General features: G+C 66.4%; 1 protein-coding gene, 1 tRNA gene and 1 pseudogene. 2 read left to right on the top strand and 1 reads right to left on the bottom strand.

The window, feature by feature from the left end; translation table 11 throughout:
• Positions 1-137 precede the first annotated feature (137 nt).
• Positions 138-9,650 (top strand): annotated as a pseudogene (locus tag CH262_RS28435) (amino acid adenylation domain-containing protein); the annotation flags it as partial.
• A 391-nt stretch (positions 9,651-10,041) separates the two neighbouring features.
• On the opposite strand, the gene CH262_RS27605 reads toward CH262_RS28435, so the two are convergent.
• Positions 10,042-10,148 (bottom strand) — tRNA-OTHER (locus CH262_RS27605).
• Between CH262_RS27605 and CH262_RS27600 the strand changes: the two genes are divergently transcribed.
• A complete protein-coding gene (locus CH262_RS27600; RefSeq protein WP_179275006.1) occupies positions 10,101-21,005 on the top strand; it encodes a non-ribosomal peptide synthetase in 10,905 nt (3,634 codons plus the stop codon). The genes CH262_RS27605 and CH262_RS27600 overlap by 48 nt on opposite strands.

Below are 21,005 nucleotides of genomic sequence, written 5' to 3'. Positions count from 1 at the left end.
GTTCATGGTGAGAAAATAGAGATCGACGTAGTCAGCTTGCTCGATGTGTTCGGTGCCCATCGTTGTCCGCCGCTTCGGCGGCCGGTGGGGGCGCGTGTGATTGTGGGAAAGAGAGGAATCGATTGGACCCGCTAGGTGTGGAAGGTGCTGGAGACGACGACACGGGAGTCGACAGTCGGCAGCATCCCTCGTTCCCACTGTCACCGGCCCAATTGGGGATGTGGTTCGCGCAGCACGTGGACCCCTCGGTACCCGCCAACATCGCGCAGTACGTCGAACTGCGCGGTGATCTCGACGTCGAACTGTTGCGGCGCGCATCTTCACGCGCAGCCCTCGAACTGCAGTCCGGTTTCGTCCGTATCACCGAGATCGACGCGGAGCCACGACAGATCGTCGACCCCACCCTGGACGACTCGCTCGGACTGGTGGATCTGCGCGGCGAGAACGACCCTCGCGCGGCCGCCCTCGAGTGGATGCACGCCGATTACAGCGCTCCGATCGACATTCTTCGCGATCGACTGATCGCCGCCACCGTCCTGCGTATCGAGGACGATGTCTGGTTCTGGTACGAGCGCGTGCACCACGTCGTTCTCGACGGCTTCGGTGCCGTGACCTTCATGAACCGCGCTGCGGAGTTGTACACGTCCGAGGTCGAGGGCACCGAACCGACGAAGAACCTGGCCTCGGATCTGACCAAGGTCTACGACATCGAGATGTCCTACCGCGATTCGAGCCGCTTCCAGGCCGATCGCGAGTACTGGGCGTCGCGGATCGACGGAATCGACGGAGTCACCACCCTCGCCGGGCACACCGCTCCGCCGGCCCCGAAGAGTCAGATCGACAGCACCGCTCTGTCTGCCGACACGATGAGCAGTCTCGATGCCCTGCGCGCCGAGACCGACACGACGATGGCGACCATCGTCATCGCCGCGTTCGCGGCGTATCTGGCCCAGATGACCGGCCGCGAGGACGTCGTGCTGTCACTGCCGGTGACCGCGCGAACCACCGCGGTACTGCGCCGCTCCGGCGGCATGGTGTCCAACGTGGTGCCGCTGCGGTTCGACGTCTCGGGCGACACCACCGTCGAAACGATGCTGGCGCGCGTCAACGCCGAGGTCTCCGGCGCACTGCGCCACCAGCGGTACCGGCACGAGGACATTCGCCGCGACGCCGGCGGCGCAAGCGGTCAAGCTGCGTTCTTCGGTCCCTGGGTCAACATCATGCTGTTCTTCGGCGAGGTACGCCTGGGATCGATGGTCGGCGGGATCAACATCCTCTCCACCGGCCTCATCGAGGACTTCGGACTGAACCTCTACACGAGCGTCGCCGGGGCCACGACCCACATCGACTTCGAGTCCAACCCCAACCTGTACGGCCCCGATCAGTCCGGCCGCAATCACGAGCGGTTCGTCGACTTCCTCGGCCGTTTCGTGGCAGCAGCCCCGACGGACCTCGTCTGGGACCTGGCTCTGACCGACGGATCCGAGCGCGCACTGGTCGTCTCGGAGTGGAACCACACCGAACACGAGACCACGCCCAGCACTCTGCTCACCGCCTTCGAGGCTGCTGCGGCAGCTCGTCCCGACGCCACGGCTCTGGTGTACGAGGGCGACGTCCTGACTTACGGAGAACTGTCGGCGCGGGTGAACGGCCTCGCTCGCCATCTGATCGACATGGGCGTCGGCCCGGAGACTCTCGTCGGATTGTCCATTCGACGCTCGTTCGATCTCGTGGTCGGCATGTACGCCATCGTGGCGGCAGGCGGAGCGTGGGTGCCGATCGACCCGGATCATCCTGCCGAACGCACGGCCTACATCCTCGATTCCGCGCAGCCTCGGTGCGTACTGATCTCGTCGCGTGACGACGTGTCGCTGCCCGAGGGCACCGACACGGTCGCCGTCGATCTGGTCGACCTGTCCGCCCGGTCGTCCGCTCCGGTCCGCGACCCGGAACGGATTGCGCCGCTTCGTGTTTCGAATACCGCGTACGTCATCTACACCTCCGGCTCCACCGGCCGCCCGAAGGGCGTCGCCGTGGAGCACGCCGCCATCCACAATCAGATGGAGTGGATGCTGGCGGAGTATCCGATGGATACCACCGATGTCTATCTGCAGAAGACGGCGACGACGTTCGACGTCTCGCTGTGGGGTTTCTTCCTGCCGCTTCGAGTGGGCGCGACGATGGTGCTCGCCACCCCCGACGGGCATCGCGACTCGGTCTATGTGGCGAACAGGATCGCCGAGCATCGCGTCACGGTCACCGACTTCGTGCCCTCGATGCTGACCGTGTTCGTCGCCAACGCGCCGGCCAACACCTGTGCTTCGCTGCGTCACGTTTTCGTGATCGGCGAGGCGCTTCCGGTCGAGACGGCAGCAGCATTCCGATCCGTCTGCGCCGCAGGACTGCACAACCTCTACGGTCCCACCGAGGCGGCGGTCTCGGTGACGTACCACGAGAGCAGCCCACAGGACACGCGAACCGTCCCGATCGGTGTGCCCGAGTGGAACACCCGCGCCTTCGTACTGGACAGCCGGCTGCGACCCACTCCGGTGGGAGAAGCGGGAGAGCTCTACCTCGCGGGCGTCCAGCTGGCGCGGGGCTACGTGGGTCGCCCCGACCTGAGCTCGGATCGGTTCGTGGCCAACCCCTTCGGCGACGCCGGAGAGCGGATGTATCGTACCGGCGACCTCGTTCGGTGGCGCAGCGACGGAGTGCTGGACTACATCGGACGCACCGACTTCCAGGTGAAGTTCCGTGGCCAGCGCATCGAGCTGGGCGAGATCGAAACCGTGCTGCTCGCACACGAATCCATCTCGCAGGCAGTGACATTGGTCGTGCAGACGGTCACCGGCGACCAACTCGTCGCCTACGTCGTCGCCGGGCCGGGGAAGTCCATCGACTCCGCCGAGGCCATCGAATTCGCCGGGCATGCGCTGCCGTCCTACATGGTTCCCGCAGCAGTGGTCGTGCTCGATGCACTGCCGCTCAACACCAGCGGGAAGCTCGATCGAAAAGCGTTGCCGGAGCCGGTGTTCACCAGCGCCAAGAAGTACCGAGCACCGCAGAGTCGCGCGGAATACGTCGTCGCCGGAATCTACGAGGACCTGCTCGGCGCGTCCAAGGTCGGTCTGGACGAGGACTTCTTCGAGCTCGGCGGCAACTCGCTGATCGCCACACAGTTGGTGACACGAGTCGGCGGCGCACTCGGAGTACGCCTGGGAGTGCGCGAGCTGTTCGAGGCCCCCACCGTCGGCGCACTGGCCGCCCGGGCCGAGTCGGCCGCCGGCCGCGGATCCGACACCCCGATCCTCGAATCCCGGGAACGCCCCGAGCGCATCCCACTCTCGCCTGCACAGCAACGCATGTGGTTCCTCAACCGGTTCGATCCGGCCACTGCGGTGTACAACCTGCCGTTCTCGGTCCATCTGAGCGGTCCACTCGACGTGAGTGCCCTGTCGGCCGCATTCGCGGACGTCGTGGAACGACACGAGACGCTGCGCACCGTGTACCCGGAAGTGGACGGATCGCCCGAGCAGGTCGTGCTCAACGCGGCCAGGACACCGGCCACGATCACCCCGATCCGCATCGAACGGCACGAGCTCGGTGGCCGACTGCACGAGTTGGTGGCCAAGGGCTTCGACGTCACGATCGACACGCCGTTCCGAATCGCGCTGTTCGAGATGTCGCCCACCGAGTACGAACTGGCGATGGTCCTGCACCACATCGCTGCCGACGGAGCCTCCTTCGGACCGTTGGCGCGCGACGTCCTGCTGGCCTACTCGAGCCGGATACAGGGCCGCGCTCCCGAGTGGACGCCGCTCGAGGTCCAGTACGCCGACTACGCGCTCTGGCAGCGTGCGGTACTCGGTCCCGAAACCGATCCGCATTCGCTCGCTGCACGCGAAATCGCCTATTGGAGTGCCACACTCGAGGATCTACCCGATCAGCTGGCGCTGCCGTCGAGTAGGCCCCGCCCCGCCGTGTCGTCCAACGCAGGCAGCAAGCTGCGCATCGAGATTCCGGCCCGGTTGCACAGTGCTCTGGCCGATCTCGCCCGCGCGAACAACTCGTCGCTGTTCATGGTGATGCAGTCGGCGTACGCGCTGTTGCTGGCTCGACTGAGCGGCACCACCGACATCGCCATCGGCGCGCCGGTGGCCGGTCGCGGTGAGCCTGCACTCGACGACCTCGTCGGAATGTTCGTCAACACGTTGGTACTTCGTACCGATGTCGATCCGGCACTGTCGTTCGAGCAGCTGCTCGCTCGCGTCCGCGACACGGACCTGTCGGCATTCGCGCATGCCGACGTTCCGTTCGAGCGCCTGGTCGAGGTTCTCAATCCGGTCCGCTCGACATCACGGCACCCGTTGTTCCAGGTGGCGCTCTCCCTGGAATCGGCCATGTCTCGTGAACTCACCGTCGGCGGGCTTCGCGCCGTGGCCGCCGAATTCGACGTCCCGATAGCGAAATTCGACCTCCAGCTGTGGCTCACCGAGCATCAGGTCGACGGAACTGCCGCGGGTATCGATGCGGTGTTCGAGTACGCGACCGATCTGTTCGACGCAGATCTGGTCGACAGCTTCGCGCGGCGCTTCCTCGGAATTCTGGACGCAGTCACCACCGACGCGTCGGTTCCGGTCGGCGACGTCGACATCGTGGACGCCGCCGAATACGAGTCCGTCGTGTCCACCTGGAACGTGTCCGGGCCGGACGTCTCTCGCGACGTGACGTTGATCGACCTGCTCGACGCCGCGGCCTCGGCACAGCCGGACGGAGTGGCCGTGCGCTTCGGCGACACGTCGCTGACGTACGCCGAGTTCGATGCTCGGACCAATCGCCTTGCCCGCGTACTGATCTCGCACGGCGTGGGCCCCGAGAGCCTCGTCGCGGTCGCACTACCGAGGTCGGCGGAACTCGTTGTCGCGCTGGTCGCGGTCGTGAAAGCCGGTGGCGGTTACCTCCCCGTCGATCCGAGCTACCCGCTGGACCGCGTCGAATACATGCTCGACGATGCGCGTCCGACATCGATTCTCTTCTCGGGAACGGACCCGATCGAGTTGCCCGCGGACGTCGAATCTCGCATCGGCGCAACGTTCGTCGACATCGACACGGTCGATCTGTCGTCGATCTCGGGCGCACCGGTGACCGACACCGATCGCATTCGCCCGCTTCGCCCCACCAACGTCGCGTACGTCATCTACACCTCGGGGTCGACCGGTCGCCCCAAGGGTGTTCTGGTGCCGCACCGCAACGTGGTTCGGCTCCTCGCGAACACCGATGCGGTCTACGGCTTCGGAGCCGACGACGTGTGGACGATGTTCCATTCCTACGCGTTCGACTTCTCGGTGTGGGAACTGTGGGGTCCGTTGCTGTACGGCGGCACTCTGGTGGTCGTCGACTACTTCACCTCGCGCTCACCCGAAGCGTTCCATCAGCTGCTCGTGGACGAACGAGTGACGGTGCTCAACCAAACTCCGTCGGCGTTCTACCAACTGTCCGAGGCCGATCGCACGGCGGCCTCGACCGGCGGCGAGCTGTCTCTGCGCTACGTGATCTTCGGCGGCGAGGCCCTCGAACAGCGTCGATTGAGCGGCTGGTTCGAGCGGCACGGCGATCGTGCACCGCAGCTGATCAACATGTACGGCATCACCGAGACCACGGTGCACGTGTCGTATCAAGCGTTGGGCTCCGCGTCCGTCGCAACGACCGCATCGGTGGTCGGCAAGCCGATCGCAGGGCTGCGCGTCTTTGTTCTCGATACCCGGCTGCATCCGGTCCCGGTCGGGGTGCCCGGCGAGATGTACGTTGCGGGTGGACAATTGGCGCGCGGATACCTGGGACGCGCGCCGCTCACCGCGGTGCGGTTCGTGGCCGATCCGTTCGCCTCCGGCTCCGATGCCGGGTCGTTGCTGTACCGCACCGGCGATCTGGCGCAGTGGAACGCGTCGGGCGAGCTCGAATATCTGGGCCGCTCCGACGATCAGGTCAAGGTGCGCGGCTTCCGAATCGAGTTGGGCGAGGTCGAGGCCGCGGTCACCGCGCACCCCGCCGTCACCCAAGCCGCCGTCGTCGTCCGTGAGGATTCGCCCGGGGCGGCCCGGTTGGTCGCCTACGTGGTCTCGGCGGTGGCGAACGGTCGGCCGACCCTCGACCTCGAGGATCTGCGAACCGGTATCGCCGAACTGTTGCCGGAGTACATGGTTCCGTCGGCGTTCGTTGCGCTGGAGACGATTCCGTTGACGGTCAACGGAAAGCTGGACCGGCGCGCACTGCCTGCGCCGGTGTTCGAGGTGCGAGATTTCCGCGCACCGACGACACCGATCGAAGAGATCGTCGCCGACGTCTTTGCCGAGGTTCTCGGCGTCGAGCGGGTAGGACTGGACGACGACTTCTTCGAGCTCGGCGGTAACTCGCTGATCGCCACCCAGGTGGTCTCGCGGCTCGGAGTGGCACTCGACGCCACCGTGCCGGTGCGCATGCTGTTCGAGGCGTCGACGGTTGCACTGCTCGCGGTGCGCGTCGAACAGGCGGCGGGGGAGGGCGGCCGGACTGCACTGGTCGCGACCGTCCGGCCGGAGCGCATCCCGTTGTCGCTTGCGCAGCAACGCATGTGGTTCCTCAACAGGTTCGACGTCGACTCCGCTGCATACAACATTCCGTTCGCGCTGAAGCTGACCGGCGACCTGGATGTCGCCGCACTGCAGGTCGCCATCATGGATGTGATCGACCGGCACGAGTCGCTGCGCACCGTCTATCCCGACACCGCGCACGGACCGCAGCAGTCCATTCTCGACGCCGCTCAGACGGTGCCGAACCTGATGCCGATTCCGACCTCGGCAGCCGACATTCAGCGACAGGTCTTCGCGCTCGCGTCGACGACGTTCGACGTGACCGTCAACGTTCCGATCCAGGCGCGACTGTTCGAGATCGGCCCACGCGAACACGTGATCGCCATGGTGGTGCACCACATCTCGGCCGACGGATGGTCGATGGGACCGCTGGCCCGAGACATCATGATCGCCTACGCCTCGCGCACCGCGTGGGAGAACCCGGCCTGGATGCCGTTGGAAGTGCAGTATGCCGACTACAGCCTGTGGCAGCGTTCGGTTCTGGGCTCCGAGGACGATCCGCAGTCGTTGATCTCCGGTCAGGTGAACTACTGGGCCGACATCCTCGCCGGCCTACCCGACCAGCTCGATCTGCCGACCGACCGGCCGCGCCCCAGTCGCCAGTCCTACCAGGGCTCGTCCATCGGATTCGACGTGCCTGCCGATGTGCACCAGGGCCTGTCCGCTCTGGCACATACCCACAACGCATCGCTGTTCATGGTCGTCCACGCCGCACTGGCCGTGCTGCTGGCCCGACTGTCGGGCACAGAGGACATCGCCATCGGTACTCCGGTCGCCGGCCGCGGTGACGCAGCGCTAGACGACGTCGTCGGTATGTTCGTCAACACGCTCGTTCTGCGCACCGACATCGACTCCGGACGCACGTTCTCCGAACAGATCGGCCGCGCACGCGAAGTCGCGCTCGGAGCCTTCGGCCACGCCGATCTACCGTTCGAGCGTCTGGTCGAGGTCCTCAACCCGTCGCGGTCGCAAGCTCGACACCCGCTGTTCCAGGTCATGCTCTCGTTCGAGAACCTCACCCGAACACACGTCGACCTGCCGGGCCTGTCGGTGGACAGCGTCGCCCTCGATGCCGAAATCGCCAAGTTCGACCTGCAGCTCACCGTGACCGAGTCGATCGGACTGGACGGCCGCGGACAGGGTATGGCCGCCGAACTGACCTACGCGACAGACCTTTTCGATGCCGAGACCGTTCGCGGGTTCGCCGACCGGTTCGTACGGATGCTCACGGCCGTGGTGGCCGATTCGTCGGTGGCCGTCGGAGACATCGATCTGCTCGACGACGGCGAGCACGATCGCGTGGTGGCCGAATGGAACGACACCGAACACGAGGTCCCCGCCGACATCACTCTGGTGGACCTGTTCGACCGACAGGTCGCCCTGACCCCGGACGCAACTGCGCTGGTCTTCGAGGGTGAGCGGCTGACGTACGCCGAGTTCGATGCACGCGTCAACCGTCTTGCGCGCCATCTGGTCTCGCTGGGCGTCGGGCCCGACACGTTGGTCGGCCTCGCGATCGCCCGCAGCCTCGACCTGTTCGTCGGCATGTACGCGATCGTCAAGGCCGGGGCCGGATACGTGCCGATCGACCCGACCCAACCGGCGGATCGCAACGACTACATCGTGGCCACCGCGGCACCGATCCGGGTGTTGTCCACCGTGCGCGATCATGTCGAATTCCCCGACGTCGACACGATCGACATCGACACGCTCGATACTTCTAACCTGTCGTCGGAACCGTTGCGCGACAACGACCGACGCGCCCCACTGCGTTCGCGGAACCTCGCGTACGTCATCTTCACGTCGGGTTCGACGGGCCGTCCCAAGGGTGTCGGGGTGTCGCACGACGCGATCGTCAACCGGCTGCTGTGGATGCAGGGCGAATACGCCCTGACTCCACGCGACGTGGTGCTGCAGAAGACGCCGTCCACGTTCGACGTGTCGGTATGGGAGTTCTTCTGGGCGCTCCAGGTGGGTGCCTCGGTGGTGATCGCCGTTCCGGACGGTCACCGGGATCCCATCTACTTGCTCGATGTCATTGCGCGCGAACGCGTTTCGGTGGTGCACTTCGTGCCGTCGATGATGTCGGTGTTCGTGCCCGAAGTCGAGCGGCGTCGCAGCGCGGGAGCCTCGCTCCGACTGATGTTCGCCTCCGGCGAGGCGCTACCGCCCACCACCGCTCGCGCACTGCGGCGTGCTGTCGCGTCGGTGGAACTGCACAACTTGTACGGACCGACCGAGGCGGCCGTGGACGTGACGTACCACGCGGTCACGGATTCGGACTCCGACGTCATGCCGATCGGTGCTCCGGTCTGGAACACTGCTGTCTACGTACTGGATTCGCGACTGCATCCCACCCCGGTCGGTGTTGCAGGTGAGCTCTATCTCGCCGGCACCCAGCTCGCGCGCGGCTATGTGGGACGCCCCGACCTGACCGCGGACAGGTTCGTCGCTCACCCGTTCGCCGATGGCGGCGCGCGGCTGTACCGCACCGGCGACGTCGTGCGCTGGAATCGCGACGGCGAGCTCGAATACGTCGGACGTTCCGACTTCCAGGTCAAGTTGCGCGGCCTGCGCATCGAACTGGGTGAGATCGAAACGGCGCTGCTCGCGCAGCGGTCGGTCTCTCAAGCCGTAGTCGTGGTCCGCCGCGACCAACTCGTCGGATACGTGGTTCCTTCGGGGGTGTCGGTCGACACCGGAGCCGTTCTGTCGGCGCTACGCGGCCGTCTGGCGGAGTACATGGTGCCGTCGACGCTGATCGTGCTGCCCGAGTTCCCGCTCGGCGCCAGCGGAAAGCTCGACCGAAAGGCGTTGCCCGACCCCGCATTCGAGGTCACCGAGTACCGCGAACCGACCAACGACATCGAACGCACCGTCGCCGAGGTGTACGCCCAGGTGCTGGGCGTCGAGCGCGTGGGTCTCGACGACGACTTCTTCGAGCTGGGCGGAAACTCGCTCATCGCAACGCAACTCGTGTCCCGACTCGGCGTCGCGCTGGACACCCGGATCGCCGTTCGCGAGCTGTTCGACGCGTCCTCGGTGGCCGACCTCGCAGCCAGACTGGGCACCCTGGTCGCCACCGGCAGCAGGCCGCCGCTGGTACCGCAGCAGCGTCCGCAGCACATTCCGCTGTCACTGGCGCAACAGCGGATGTGGTTCCTCAACAAGTTCGACGTCGAATCGGCGGCCAACAACATCCCGATCGCCGTCCGGTTGTCCGGTCTGCTCGACCGCCGGGCCATGCAGATCGCGGTCGCGGACGTCGTCGCCAGGCACGAGTCTCTACGGACGGTGTTCCCGGAGACCGACGGCACGGCTCATCAGGTGATCGTCGACGCACAGACGGCCACACCGGAATTGACGCCGATCGAAATTTCCGCGCATCAGGTGGCCGATGCCATGCGCGAGCTGGCGACGACAGGATTCGACCTGTCGAAGGACCTCCCGTTCCGTACTCGGTTGTTCGAGGTGAGCCCCACCGAGCACCTGCTGGTGTTCGTGGTGCACCACATCGCCGCCGATGGTTTCTCGCTCGGCCCGCTCACCCGCGACGTCATGAATGCCTATGCGGCGCGGTCGATGAACCAGGAGCCGTACTGGACTCCGCTTCCGGTCGACTACGCCGACTACAGCCTGTGGCAGCGCGAGGTGCTGGGCTCCGAGGACGACCCCACGTCCGTGGTCTCGCAGCAGATCGACTACTGGACGACGACGTTGGCCGGTCTGCCGGATCAGCTCGATGTGCCCTCCGACCGTCCCCGGCCGGCGGTGGCGTCGAACAGCGGTGCGCTGGTGCGTTTCTCGATCGACGGAGAACTGCATCGCGCTCTGATCGAGGCGTCCCGACGTGAGAACGCGTCGCTGTTCATGCTGGTGCACACCAGCCTCGCGGTACTGCTCTCGCGGCTGTCCGGCGAGACCGACATCGCGATCGGCACACCGGTCGCGGGCCGCGGTGAGGCGGCGCTCGACGACCTGATCGGCATGTTCGTCAACACCCTCGTGCTCCGAACGGAGATCGACACCGCGCGCAGGTTCGACCAGGTACTCGCCGATGCTCGCGAGACCGATCTGTCGGCGCTGGCACACGTGGACGTTCCGTTCGAGCGTCTGGTGGAGATCCTCAACCCGGTACGTTCCACGGCACGTCATCCCCTCGTGCAGGTGGTGCTCGCGTTCCAGAACCTGGGGCAGAAGGATCTCGAACTACCGGGACTGTCGGTCTCGGGCGTCGACTTCGAGACCCTGGTTGCACTGTTCGACCTGCAGTTCACGTTCGTCGAATCGTTCGGACCCAGTGGCGCGGCGCAGGGTATGACGTTCGATGTCACCTACGCCACCGACCTGTTCGACGAGTCCACGGTGGTCACCTTGGGTGAGCGCCTGATCAAGGTCCTCGAATCCGTCGCCGACAACCTCTCGACCGTCGTGGGCGACATCGAACTGCTCGACGACGTCGAGTACAAGCGCGTGCTCGACGACTGGAACGACACCGACCACGACGTCGACCGGTCGCAGACGCTGGCCTCCCTCGGGCGGTCGGTCGAATCCGACGGAACCGCACTGGTATTCGGTGACGAGTCGGTGTCCTACGGCGAGTTCGACGCACGGGTGGCTCGTCTTGCGCGGTACCTCGTCGATCGTGGTGTCGGGCCCGAGACCACCGTGGCGATCGCTGCCCGTCGTTCGGTGGAGCTCCTCGTCGGAATTCACGCGATCGTCGCGGCGGGCGGTGCCTACGTACCGATCGACCCGGATCAGCCTGCCGAGCGAATTGCGCACATCCTGCGCACCGCGGCACCGGTGTGTGTATTGAGCACGTCACGAGACTCGGTGGATGCCGACGGGCTCGACGTGATCGACATCGACCTTCTCGATCTGTCCGGGTTCTCCGATGCACCGATCACCGACGCGGACCGAATCGGTGCTCTGGCACCGACGAACACCGCATACGTCATCTTCACGTCCGGGTCGACCGGGCAGCCGAAGGGCGTGGCCGTCACACACGAGGCAATCGTCAACCGTCTGCTGTGGATGCAGTCGGAATACGAGCTCGTCGCCGACGATGTCGTGTTGCAGAAGACCCCCGTCACGTTCGACGTGTCGGTGTGGGAACTGTTCTGGCCGTTGCAGATCGGGGCGACGCTGGTCATCGCGAAGCCGGACGGGCACCGAGACCCGCAGTACCTGCTCGAGACCATCGAGGCGCAGTCGGTCACGACGGCACACTTCGTGCCGTCGTTGCTCGAGGTCTTCGTCTCCGTCGTCGCAGCCGAGGCGTCGTCCGCAGCCGCGTCGCTGCGGACGCTGTTCGCCTCCGGTGAGGCGCTGCCCGCCGAGGTCGGCGAACGCGTCCGACGCGTCCTGCCGGGCGTGGCGCTGCACAACCTCTACGGACCCACCGAAGCGGCTGTCGACGTCACCTATCACGAGGTGTCCGAGGCGGACGTCGACCTGGTTCCGATCGGTGTCCCGGTGTGGAACACCAGAACGTACGTCCTCGACTCCCGACTGTCCCCGGTTGCTCCCGGGGTCGCAGGTGAGCTCTATCTCGCCGGAGTCCAACTGGCCCGCGGCTACCTCGGTCGAGTGGATCTGACGGCAGATCGATTCCTGCCGGATCCGTTCGGCGAACCGGGTTCTCGTATGTACCGCACCGGCGATCTGGTGCGCTGGCGGGAGTCCTCGTCTCACACCGGGCGTCTGGAGTACTTGGGCCGCACAGACTTCCAGGTCAAGTTGCGTGGTCTGCGCATCGAACTCGGGGAGATCGAGACCGTGCTGCGCCGGCACCCGTCGGTGGAGTCGGCCGTGGTGCTGGTTCGGCAGACGGCCGTCGCCGGAGATCAACTGGTCGCCTATGTCGTCCCCGCCTCCGGTGCGACCGTCGACGTGGCTGACCTGACGGCGTTCGCCGCCAGCTCGCTCGCCGGATACATGGTTCCGGCTGCGACCGTCGTGCTCGACGCACTTCCGCTGACCGCCAACGGCAAGCTCGACCGGCGCGCGCTCCCGGCACCTGATATCGAGCAGCGTGCCTTCCGCGCTCCGACGACCACGTCGGAAATCGTGGTGTCGCAGGTGTTCCGTGACGTGCTCGGCGTCGACGTCGTCGGAGCCGACGACGAGTTCTTCGCTCTCGGCGGTAACTCGCTCGTGGCGACCAGGGTGGCATCGCGCATCGGTGCCGCGACGGACACCACGGTCAGTGTTCGGACCATCTTCGAGGCGTCGACGGTGGCGGCTCTGGCGGCGAAGCTGGACGAACTCTCGGGATCGGGACGAAAGATGCCTCTCGTGCGCACCGAGTTGCCGGACTTCGTTCCGCTGTCGCTCGCCCAGCGCCGGATGTGGTTCCTCAACCGTTTCGACGTCGATTCGGCAACGGAAAATCTGCCCGTCGCCATCGAACTGATCGGTGACCTCGACGTCGCCGCGCTGCGCTCTGCCGTGGCCGACGTGATCGAACGGCACGAATCGCTGCGCACCGTCTACCCCGAGGTGGACGGGGTGGCGTCTCAGGTGATCGTCCCCGCAGCGCAGGTGGCTCCGGAACTGGCACCGACGAAGGTCACCGCCGACGACGTCACCGCCGCCCTGGCCGAGTTCTTCGTGCAGGGTTTCGACGTCACGGCCGCACCCCCACTCCGTGCCATCCTGCTCGAGCTCGACTCGAACCGGTATGTGCTGGCCTTGGCCACACATCACATTGCCGCAGACGGTTTCTCGATCGGACCGATGACTCGCGACCTCATGATCGCGTACGCGGCCCGGAGTGCAGGAAGCGAACCGGGTTGGGCACCGCTCGCGGTTCGCTACGCCGACTACACCCTGTGGCAGCAGACCGTGCTCGGTTCCGAGAGCGATCCCGATTCACCGGTGTCCGGCCAGATCCGACATTGGACGCGAACGCTGTCGGGACTGCCGGACGAGAGCACGTTCCCCGGCGACCGAGTGCGTCCCGATCGGTCGTCCTACCGCGGCGGCAACATTCGGTTGACGCTCGATGCGCAGACGCATGCGCGTCTCGGTGCGGTAGCCCGCGCCAATCAGAGCTCACTGTTCATGGTGTTGCACTCTGCTCTCGCGGTGTTGCTCTCCCGGTTGTCGGGCGAAACCGACATCGCCATCGGTACTCCGGTCGCCGGTCGCGGTGAGGCGGCACTCGACGACGTCATCGGTATGTTCGTCAACACCCTCGTGCTGCGCACCGAGATCGATCCCGGTGCTGCCTTCACCGAACTGCTCGCCCGTACGCGCAACACCGATCTGTCGGCGTTCGCGCACGCGGAGGTGCCGTTCGAGCGACTCGTCGAAGTACTCGACCCACCGAGGTCGGCCGCGCGGCATCCGCTGATCCAGGTGATGCTCACCGTGCAGAACATGGAGCAGACCGAACTCGAGCTCCCGGGCCTGACCGTGCGCGGAGTCGATCTCGACGTCGAGACGGCGAAGTTCGACATTCAGTTCACGTTCACCGAGAACCCGGCGGACGGCAGCTCGGCCATCGACGTGACGTTCGCCCGTGATCTCTACGACGAGGACACAGCCCGCGCTTTCGGTGAGCGCCTGATCCGCGTGCTGGAGTCGGTCGGTACCGATGCCGAGCAGCCCGTCGGGGACATCCCGGTGATGGATACGGCCGAGCGCGATCACGTTCTCGCCCTTGCCCAGGACGCACCGGCGGTCGCGGATTCTGCCGACTCCATCGTCTCCCTGTTCGCGGCCAGGGTCGCGGAGAACCCGGACGCTGCCGCCGTCGTCTTCGACGGTCGGTCGCGCACGTACGGAGACATCGACACCGAGTCGACGGCACTGGCGAGAGTTCTTGTCGCACAGGGTGTCGGCCGCGAATCCGCGGTCGCAGTCGTACTGCCTCGCACGGCCGATCTCGTGGTGGCGCTGCTCGCGGTGCTCAAGGCCGGAGGTGCATACGTACCGATCGATCCGTCGTACCCGGCCGATCGCATCGAGTTCGTGCTCGCCGACTCGCGTCCCGCCGCGGTACTGACCTGGACCGGTGTCGAGGTCGCGCTACCGCCGGAACTGCCCAGGGTCGACATGGACACCCCAGCGGACGATTCCCGGTTCGCAACGGACGTCCTTCCCGCGGTGACGGCCGCAGAAGCTGCGTACGTCATCTACACCTCGGGTTCGACCGGCACCCCCAAGGGCGTCGTCGTCCCGCACCGCAACGTCGTCCGCCTGCTGGCGAACACCCAGCGGCACTTCGATTTCGGTCCCGCCGACGTCTGGACTCTGTTCCACTCGTACGCGTTCGACTTCTCCGTGTGGGAACTGTGGGGCCCGCTCACCACGGGTGGCACCGTCGTCGTGGTCGACTACTTCACGTCGAGGTCGCCGGAAGCGCTCCGCGAGTTGTTGATTCGCGAACGCGTGACCGTGCTCAACCAGACCCCGTCTGCTTTCTACCAGTTCGACCAGGCCGACCGCACGGCATCGGGTGCTGCCGAGTACGCACTGCGCTACGTCGTCTTCGGCGGGGAAGCGTTGGAGCTGCGTCGATTGAGCGGTTGGTTCGATCGGCACGGCGATCGTTCCCCACAGTTGGTCAACATGTACGGCATCACCGAAACCACCGTCCACGTCTCGCATCGGGCGCTCGACGCGCAGGCGGCCGCGGAGGCATCGGGGTCACTGGTGGGTCGGGCGATCTCCGGGTTGTCCGTGTACGTGTTGGACGCGCGACTCGGCCTCGTGCCGGCGGGCGTCCCGGGAGAGATGTACGTCTCGGGCGGTCAGGTGGCGCGGGGATACCTGGGTCGGCCGGACCTGACGGCGACACGATTCGTGGCAGATCCCTTCGCAGGCGACGGATCCGTCCTCTATCGCACCGGCGACGTCGCCCGGTGGTCGCCCACCGGTGAGCTCGAATTCGTCGGTCGCGCAGACGATCAGGTCAAGATCCGCGGCTTCCGCATCGAACTGGGCGAAGTCGAATCGTCGGTTCTGTCGGCTCCGGCCGTCGGACAGGCCGCGGTGATCGTGCGCGAGGACGCTCCCGGTGCCGCGCGCCTGGTCGCTTACCTGGTGCCCGCGACCGGTTCCACGATCGACGTCGACGCCGTCCGAGCGTCGGTGGCCGAGCAGCTCCCCGAGTACATGGTGCCGTCGGCGTTCGTGGTGCTCGACGCAATTCCGTTGACCACCAACGGAAAGCTGGACCGACGAGCGTTGCCCGAACCGGCCGCGCGGACTCGCGAGTTCCGGCAGCCGACGACTCCGATCGAGTCGATGGTCGCCGAGGTGTTCGCCGACGTCCTCGGTCTCGACCGGGTCGGTCTCGACGACGACTTCTTCGAAATCGGCGGCAACTCGCTGGTGGCCACCCAGGTCGTGTCCCGGCTCGGTGCCTCCGCTGACACGACGGTCCCGGTCCGGGCGCTGTTCGAGGCCCCGACGGTCGCGGCACTCGCGGCGAGGGTCGAGCAGGGCTCGGGCGCGCGGCCGGCGCTGGTGCCGGGACCTCGCCCCGATCGAGTTCCACTGTCGCTCGCGCAGCAGCGGATGTGGTTCCTCAACCGGTTCGACTCGGACTCGACGGCGTACAACATCCCGTTCGCCCTGCGGCTGAGCGGCGATCTGAACGTCGGAGCGTTGCAGAGCGCGGTCTCGGACGTCATCGAGCGGCACGAGACACTGCGATCGGTGTACCCGGATTCGCCCGAGGGACCGCATCAGGTGGTTGTGCCGATGTCCCAGGTGCCGACGACTCTCGACGTCATCGACACCGACGCGGAATCGGTGACCGCTCGGGTGCTGGAGCTGCTGGCGTCGACGTTCGACGTGACCGCAGAGGTTCCGTTGAAGACCTCGCTGTTCCGAGTCTCCGACACCGAGTTCGTGCTGGCGATGGTGGTCCATCACATCAGCGCCGACGGTCTGTCGATGATGCCGTTGTCGACCGACGTCATGACGGCCTATGCCGCCCGTACCCGGAAGTCCGATCCCGCATGGGCACCGCTGCCGGTGCAGTACGCCGACTACGCGCTCTGGCAACGCGACGTTCTCGGCTCCGAGGACGACGCCGAATCGATTGCAGCGCAACAGATTCGATACTGGTCTGCCGCGCTGTCGGAGTTGCCCGAGCAGATCGAGCTACCTCTCGATCGCCAGCGTCCGGCGAGCCAGACGTTCCGCGGCAATCGCATCGATTTCCGAATCGACGTCGACGCGCACGCGCGTCTCGCGGAACTGGCACGTGCGCACAACGCGACCGTCTTCATGGCCGTGCATGCGGCCTTCGCAGTGCTGCTCTCGCGGATCTCGGGGTCCTCGGACATCGTCGTGGGTACACCCATCGCAGGTCGCGGCGAGGCCGAGATCGAGAATCTCGTCGGCATGTTCGTCAACACCCTGGTATTGCGACTCGATGTTCCGGGCGAGGCGACCTTCGGTGATCTCCTCGACGCCGCGCGTGAAACCGATCTGCAGGCGTTCGCCAACTCGGACATCCCGTTCGAGCGGCTCGTCGATGTGGTCAACCCCACGCGCTCGACGGCTCGGCACCCGCTGTTCCAGGTCGGCTTCTCGTTCCAGAACTTCGCTCGCCGCGAGTTCGAGCTCGACGGGTTGGAAATCTCGGCGCTCGACACCGAGACCGGCAACTCCCAGTTCGATCTGCATCTGATCGTGTCCGATGCCCAGCAGGGCGACGGCGCGGCAGGTGGCTTCGATGCCCTGCTGACCTACGCGACGGATCTGTTCGACGAGAGCACCGCCCGTTCACTCGTGGCCCGCTTCGAGGCCGTGCTGGCCGCCGTCGTGGCGTCGCCGTCGACACCCATCGGCGATCTCGACGTGCTGCTGGACGGCGAGCGATCTGCAATCGTCGAGGACTGGAACGACACGGTTCACGATTTCGGTGCCGTGGAACACACGACCCTTCCCGATCTGTTCGGTGCAGCCGCCGAACGCGACCGCGCTGCAGTCGCACTCGTCCACGACGACGGCGTGGTGACGTACGGAGAGTTCGCCGAGCGGGTCTCGCAGCTCGCGCGTCACCTGATCGGCATGGGTGTCGGGCCGGAAGTGCCTGTCGGCCTTGCCATTCGGCGCTCGGTCGATCTTCTCGTCGGCATGTACGCCATCTCGACGGCAGGCGGGGCGTACGTTCCGATCGATCCGGACCAGCCGGCCGAGCGCAACGCGTTGGTCCTCGAGACAGCCGCTCCTGCGTGCATTCTGATCTCCGGCGATGTGGGTGCCGAGATCACCGATGCTGCCCCGATCGTGGATCTGGCCCGGTTCGACGTCGATGCCTACTCGGGTGCTCCGGTTGACGCGTCCGAACGCACCGGGGTGCTCACTGCAGCCAACACCGCGTACGTCATCTTCACGTCCGGATCGACCGGTCGTCCGAAGGGCGTTGCGGTCTCGCACGGTGCCGTCGTCAACCAGCTGAACTGGCTGCGTGCGGAGTACGCACTCGACGAGACCGACGCAGCGCTGCTCAAGACCGCAGCGACGTTCGACCTGTCGGTGTGGGAGTTCTGGTCGCAGCTGACCTCCGGCGGACGGCTCGTCGTGGCCGAGGCCGACGGTCATCGTGACCCCGACTACCTGCTGGAACTGATTCGCACGCAGTCGGTGACGACACTGCACCTGGTGCCGTCGATGCTGTCGATGCTCGGCACCGTCGCCGCGGGCGAGGTATCGCCGAGCCTGCGGCGGGTGCTGGCGATCGGTGAAGCACTGCCCGCTGCCGTCGCACAGGAGTTCCGCAAGCGGAACGGATCGACCGAACTGCACAACCTGTACGGGCCGACCGAGGCAGCGGTGTCGGTGACCGCGCACGCGGTGACGGACGCCGATACGACCGCGGTGCCGATCGGTGTTCCCGAGGCGAACACGACGGTGTTCGTGTTGGACTCGCGGTTGCATCCGGTGCCTGCGGGTGTCAGCGGCGAGCTCTACCTGGCCGGCGCGCAGCTGGCGCGCGGCTACTTCGGGCGCGCGGACCTGACGTCGGAGCGATTCGTCGCCAATCCGTTCGACGCGAACGGTTCTCGGATGTACCGCACCGGCGACCTGGTGCGCTGGCGGGTGCCCGTCGGCGACGGAACGCAGGCCCCGGCGCACCTCGAGTACATCGATCGGGCCGACTTCCAGGTGAAGATTCGCGGATTCCGCATCGAGCTCGGTGAGATCGAAGCGGCCCTGCGGTCGCAGCCGGCAGTGGCAGATTCGGCCGTCGTGGTGCACAGCGGCGAGTCCATGGGTGACCAGTTGGTGGCCTACGTCGTCGGCCGGGCCGGGGAGGTCGTCGATGTCGCGCACGTCGAATCCGAACTCTCGCATCTCGTTCCGTCGTACATGGTGCCTGCGGCATTCGTGGTGCTCGAAGCGCTACCGCTCAATGCCAACGGAAAGCTGGACCGAAAGGCGCTGCCCGCGCCGCACTTCGAGGCCACCGAGTTCCGCGCACCGGTCACCCCGATCGAGGAGATCGTCGCGACGACCGTCGCCGAACTGCTCGGGCTGGACCGCGCGGGGCTGGACGACGACTTCTTCGCCCTCGGCGGAAACTCGTTGATCGCAACCCAACTGGTCTCGCGCCTCGGCCAGGCTCTCGACGCGCAGATTCCCGTGCGGTCGGTGTTCGCGGCGTCCACGGTGGCGGGCCTCGCTGCACACATCGCGCCGCTCGTCGGCGGCGGTGCCCGCCGGGAACTGACGGTGCGCGAGCGTCCCGATCGACTACCCCTGTCGATCGCCCAGGAACGGATGTGGACGATCAACCGCATCGACCCGGGTTCGTCCGCGTACAACATCCCCGTTGCGGTGCGGTTGACCGGTGCCCTCGACATCGCCTCGCTCCGCGGCGCGTTCGACGATGTGCTCGGCCGCCACGAGATTCTGCGGACGGCCTACCCCGATTCGGTCGACGGCCCGGTGCAGCAGATCGGTGGCGTCGCCGACGTCGGGGTGGATCTCGAACCCGAACAGGTGGCACCGGACGCCGTGGTGGCCCGCCTGACGGACGTCCTCGGTGCGGGATTCGACGTGACGAAGACCGTCCCGGTCCGGGCTGCGCTGCTGCAGGTCGGCGACGACGAACACGTCCTCGCCGTGGTGGCTCACCACATCGCCGCCGACGGGTTCTCGATGGGGCCGTTGATCCGCGATGTCATGGTCGCCTACACCGCTCGGGTGGCGGGGGAGATGCCGTCGTGGGCACCGCTGCCGGTGCAGTACGCCGATTTCGCGCTGTGGCAGCGTGACGTACTCGGCCGCGAGGACGACCCGGACAGTCCGCTGGCGAAGCAGCTGGCCTACTGGACCGCCGAGCTGGCGGGAGCGCCGGAACAACTGGCACTGCCGCTCGATCGCCCACGGCCACCTCGACCGACCATGGAAGGCGCGTCGTACGGCTTCACGTTCGGTTCCGACGTGGCGTCGGCCATAGAGAAGATCGCCCGCGAGCATGCGGCGACGACGTTCATGGTGGTGCACAGCGCGTTCGCGGTTCTGCTGGGCCGGTTGAGCAACTCGTCGGACATCAGCATCGGCACCCCGACCGCAGGACGCGGCGAGGAGCAACTGGACGACCTGGTCGGCATGTTCGTCAACACGTTGGTGCTGCGCACGCAGATCGATCCGAACGGCACGTTCCTGGACCTGGTGCGTCAGGCGAAGGACAAGGACCTCGCGGCGTTCGGCCACGCGGACGTTCCGTTCGAGCGGCTGGTCGATGCGCTCGGCCGCGCTCGGTCGAGCGCCTACACACCGCTGTTCCAGGCGATGTTGACGTTCCAGAACCATGCGACGGGCACGTTCGAGTTGCCGGGCCTGCAGGTGCAGGCGCTGCCGGCAGGCGACGATCAGGCGAAGTTCGACCTTCAGTTGACCGCTGTCGAGAACTTCGACGAGACCGGAGCGCTGCAGGACATCGAGGCGACGTTCACCTACGCGACGTCGATCTTCGACGAATCGACGATAGCGACGTTCGCCGAGCGGCTGTCGAAGATTCTGCGGACGGTCGTCTCCGATCCCGAGGTGGTGCTGCGATCCATCGACATCCTCACGGACGAGGAGAAGGCCGAGTTCGCGCCGCGCGCCAAGCCGAAGACGGTCGACGATCTACCGCAGTTGATTGCCGACGCAGCGGCGACCGCGCCCGATGCGGTGGCGCTCGAGCACGAATCGACGAGTGTCGATTTCGCGGCCCTGAACGCCAAATTGACGCAGATGTCGGCGACGATGGGCGCGGCGATGAAGCCGCAGGCTCTGGTGACGGTCACGCTGTCCGCACTGATTCCGGGCATCTTGCCCGCCCTCGGTGCAGAGGGGTTGTCGACCGCTCTGGCATCGTTGATCCAACGGGCGGAGTCGGTGATCGCGTCGTCGTGA

Source organism: Rhodococcus sp. 05-2255-1e (genome assembly GCF_002259025.1).
GTDB classification, from domain to species: domain Bacteria; phylum Actinomycetota; class Actinomycetes; order Mycobacteriales; family Mycobacteriaceae; genus Rhodococcoides; species Rhodococcoides fascians.
This window is presented reverse-complemented; position numbering and strand designations above follow the sequence as displayed.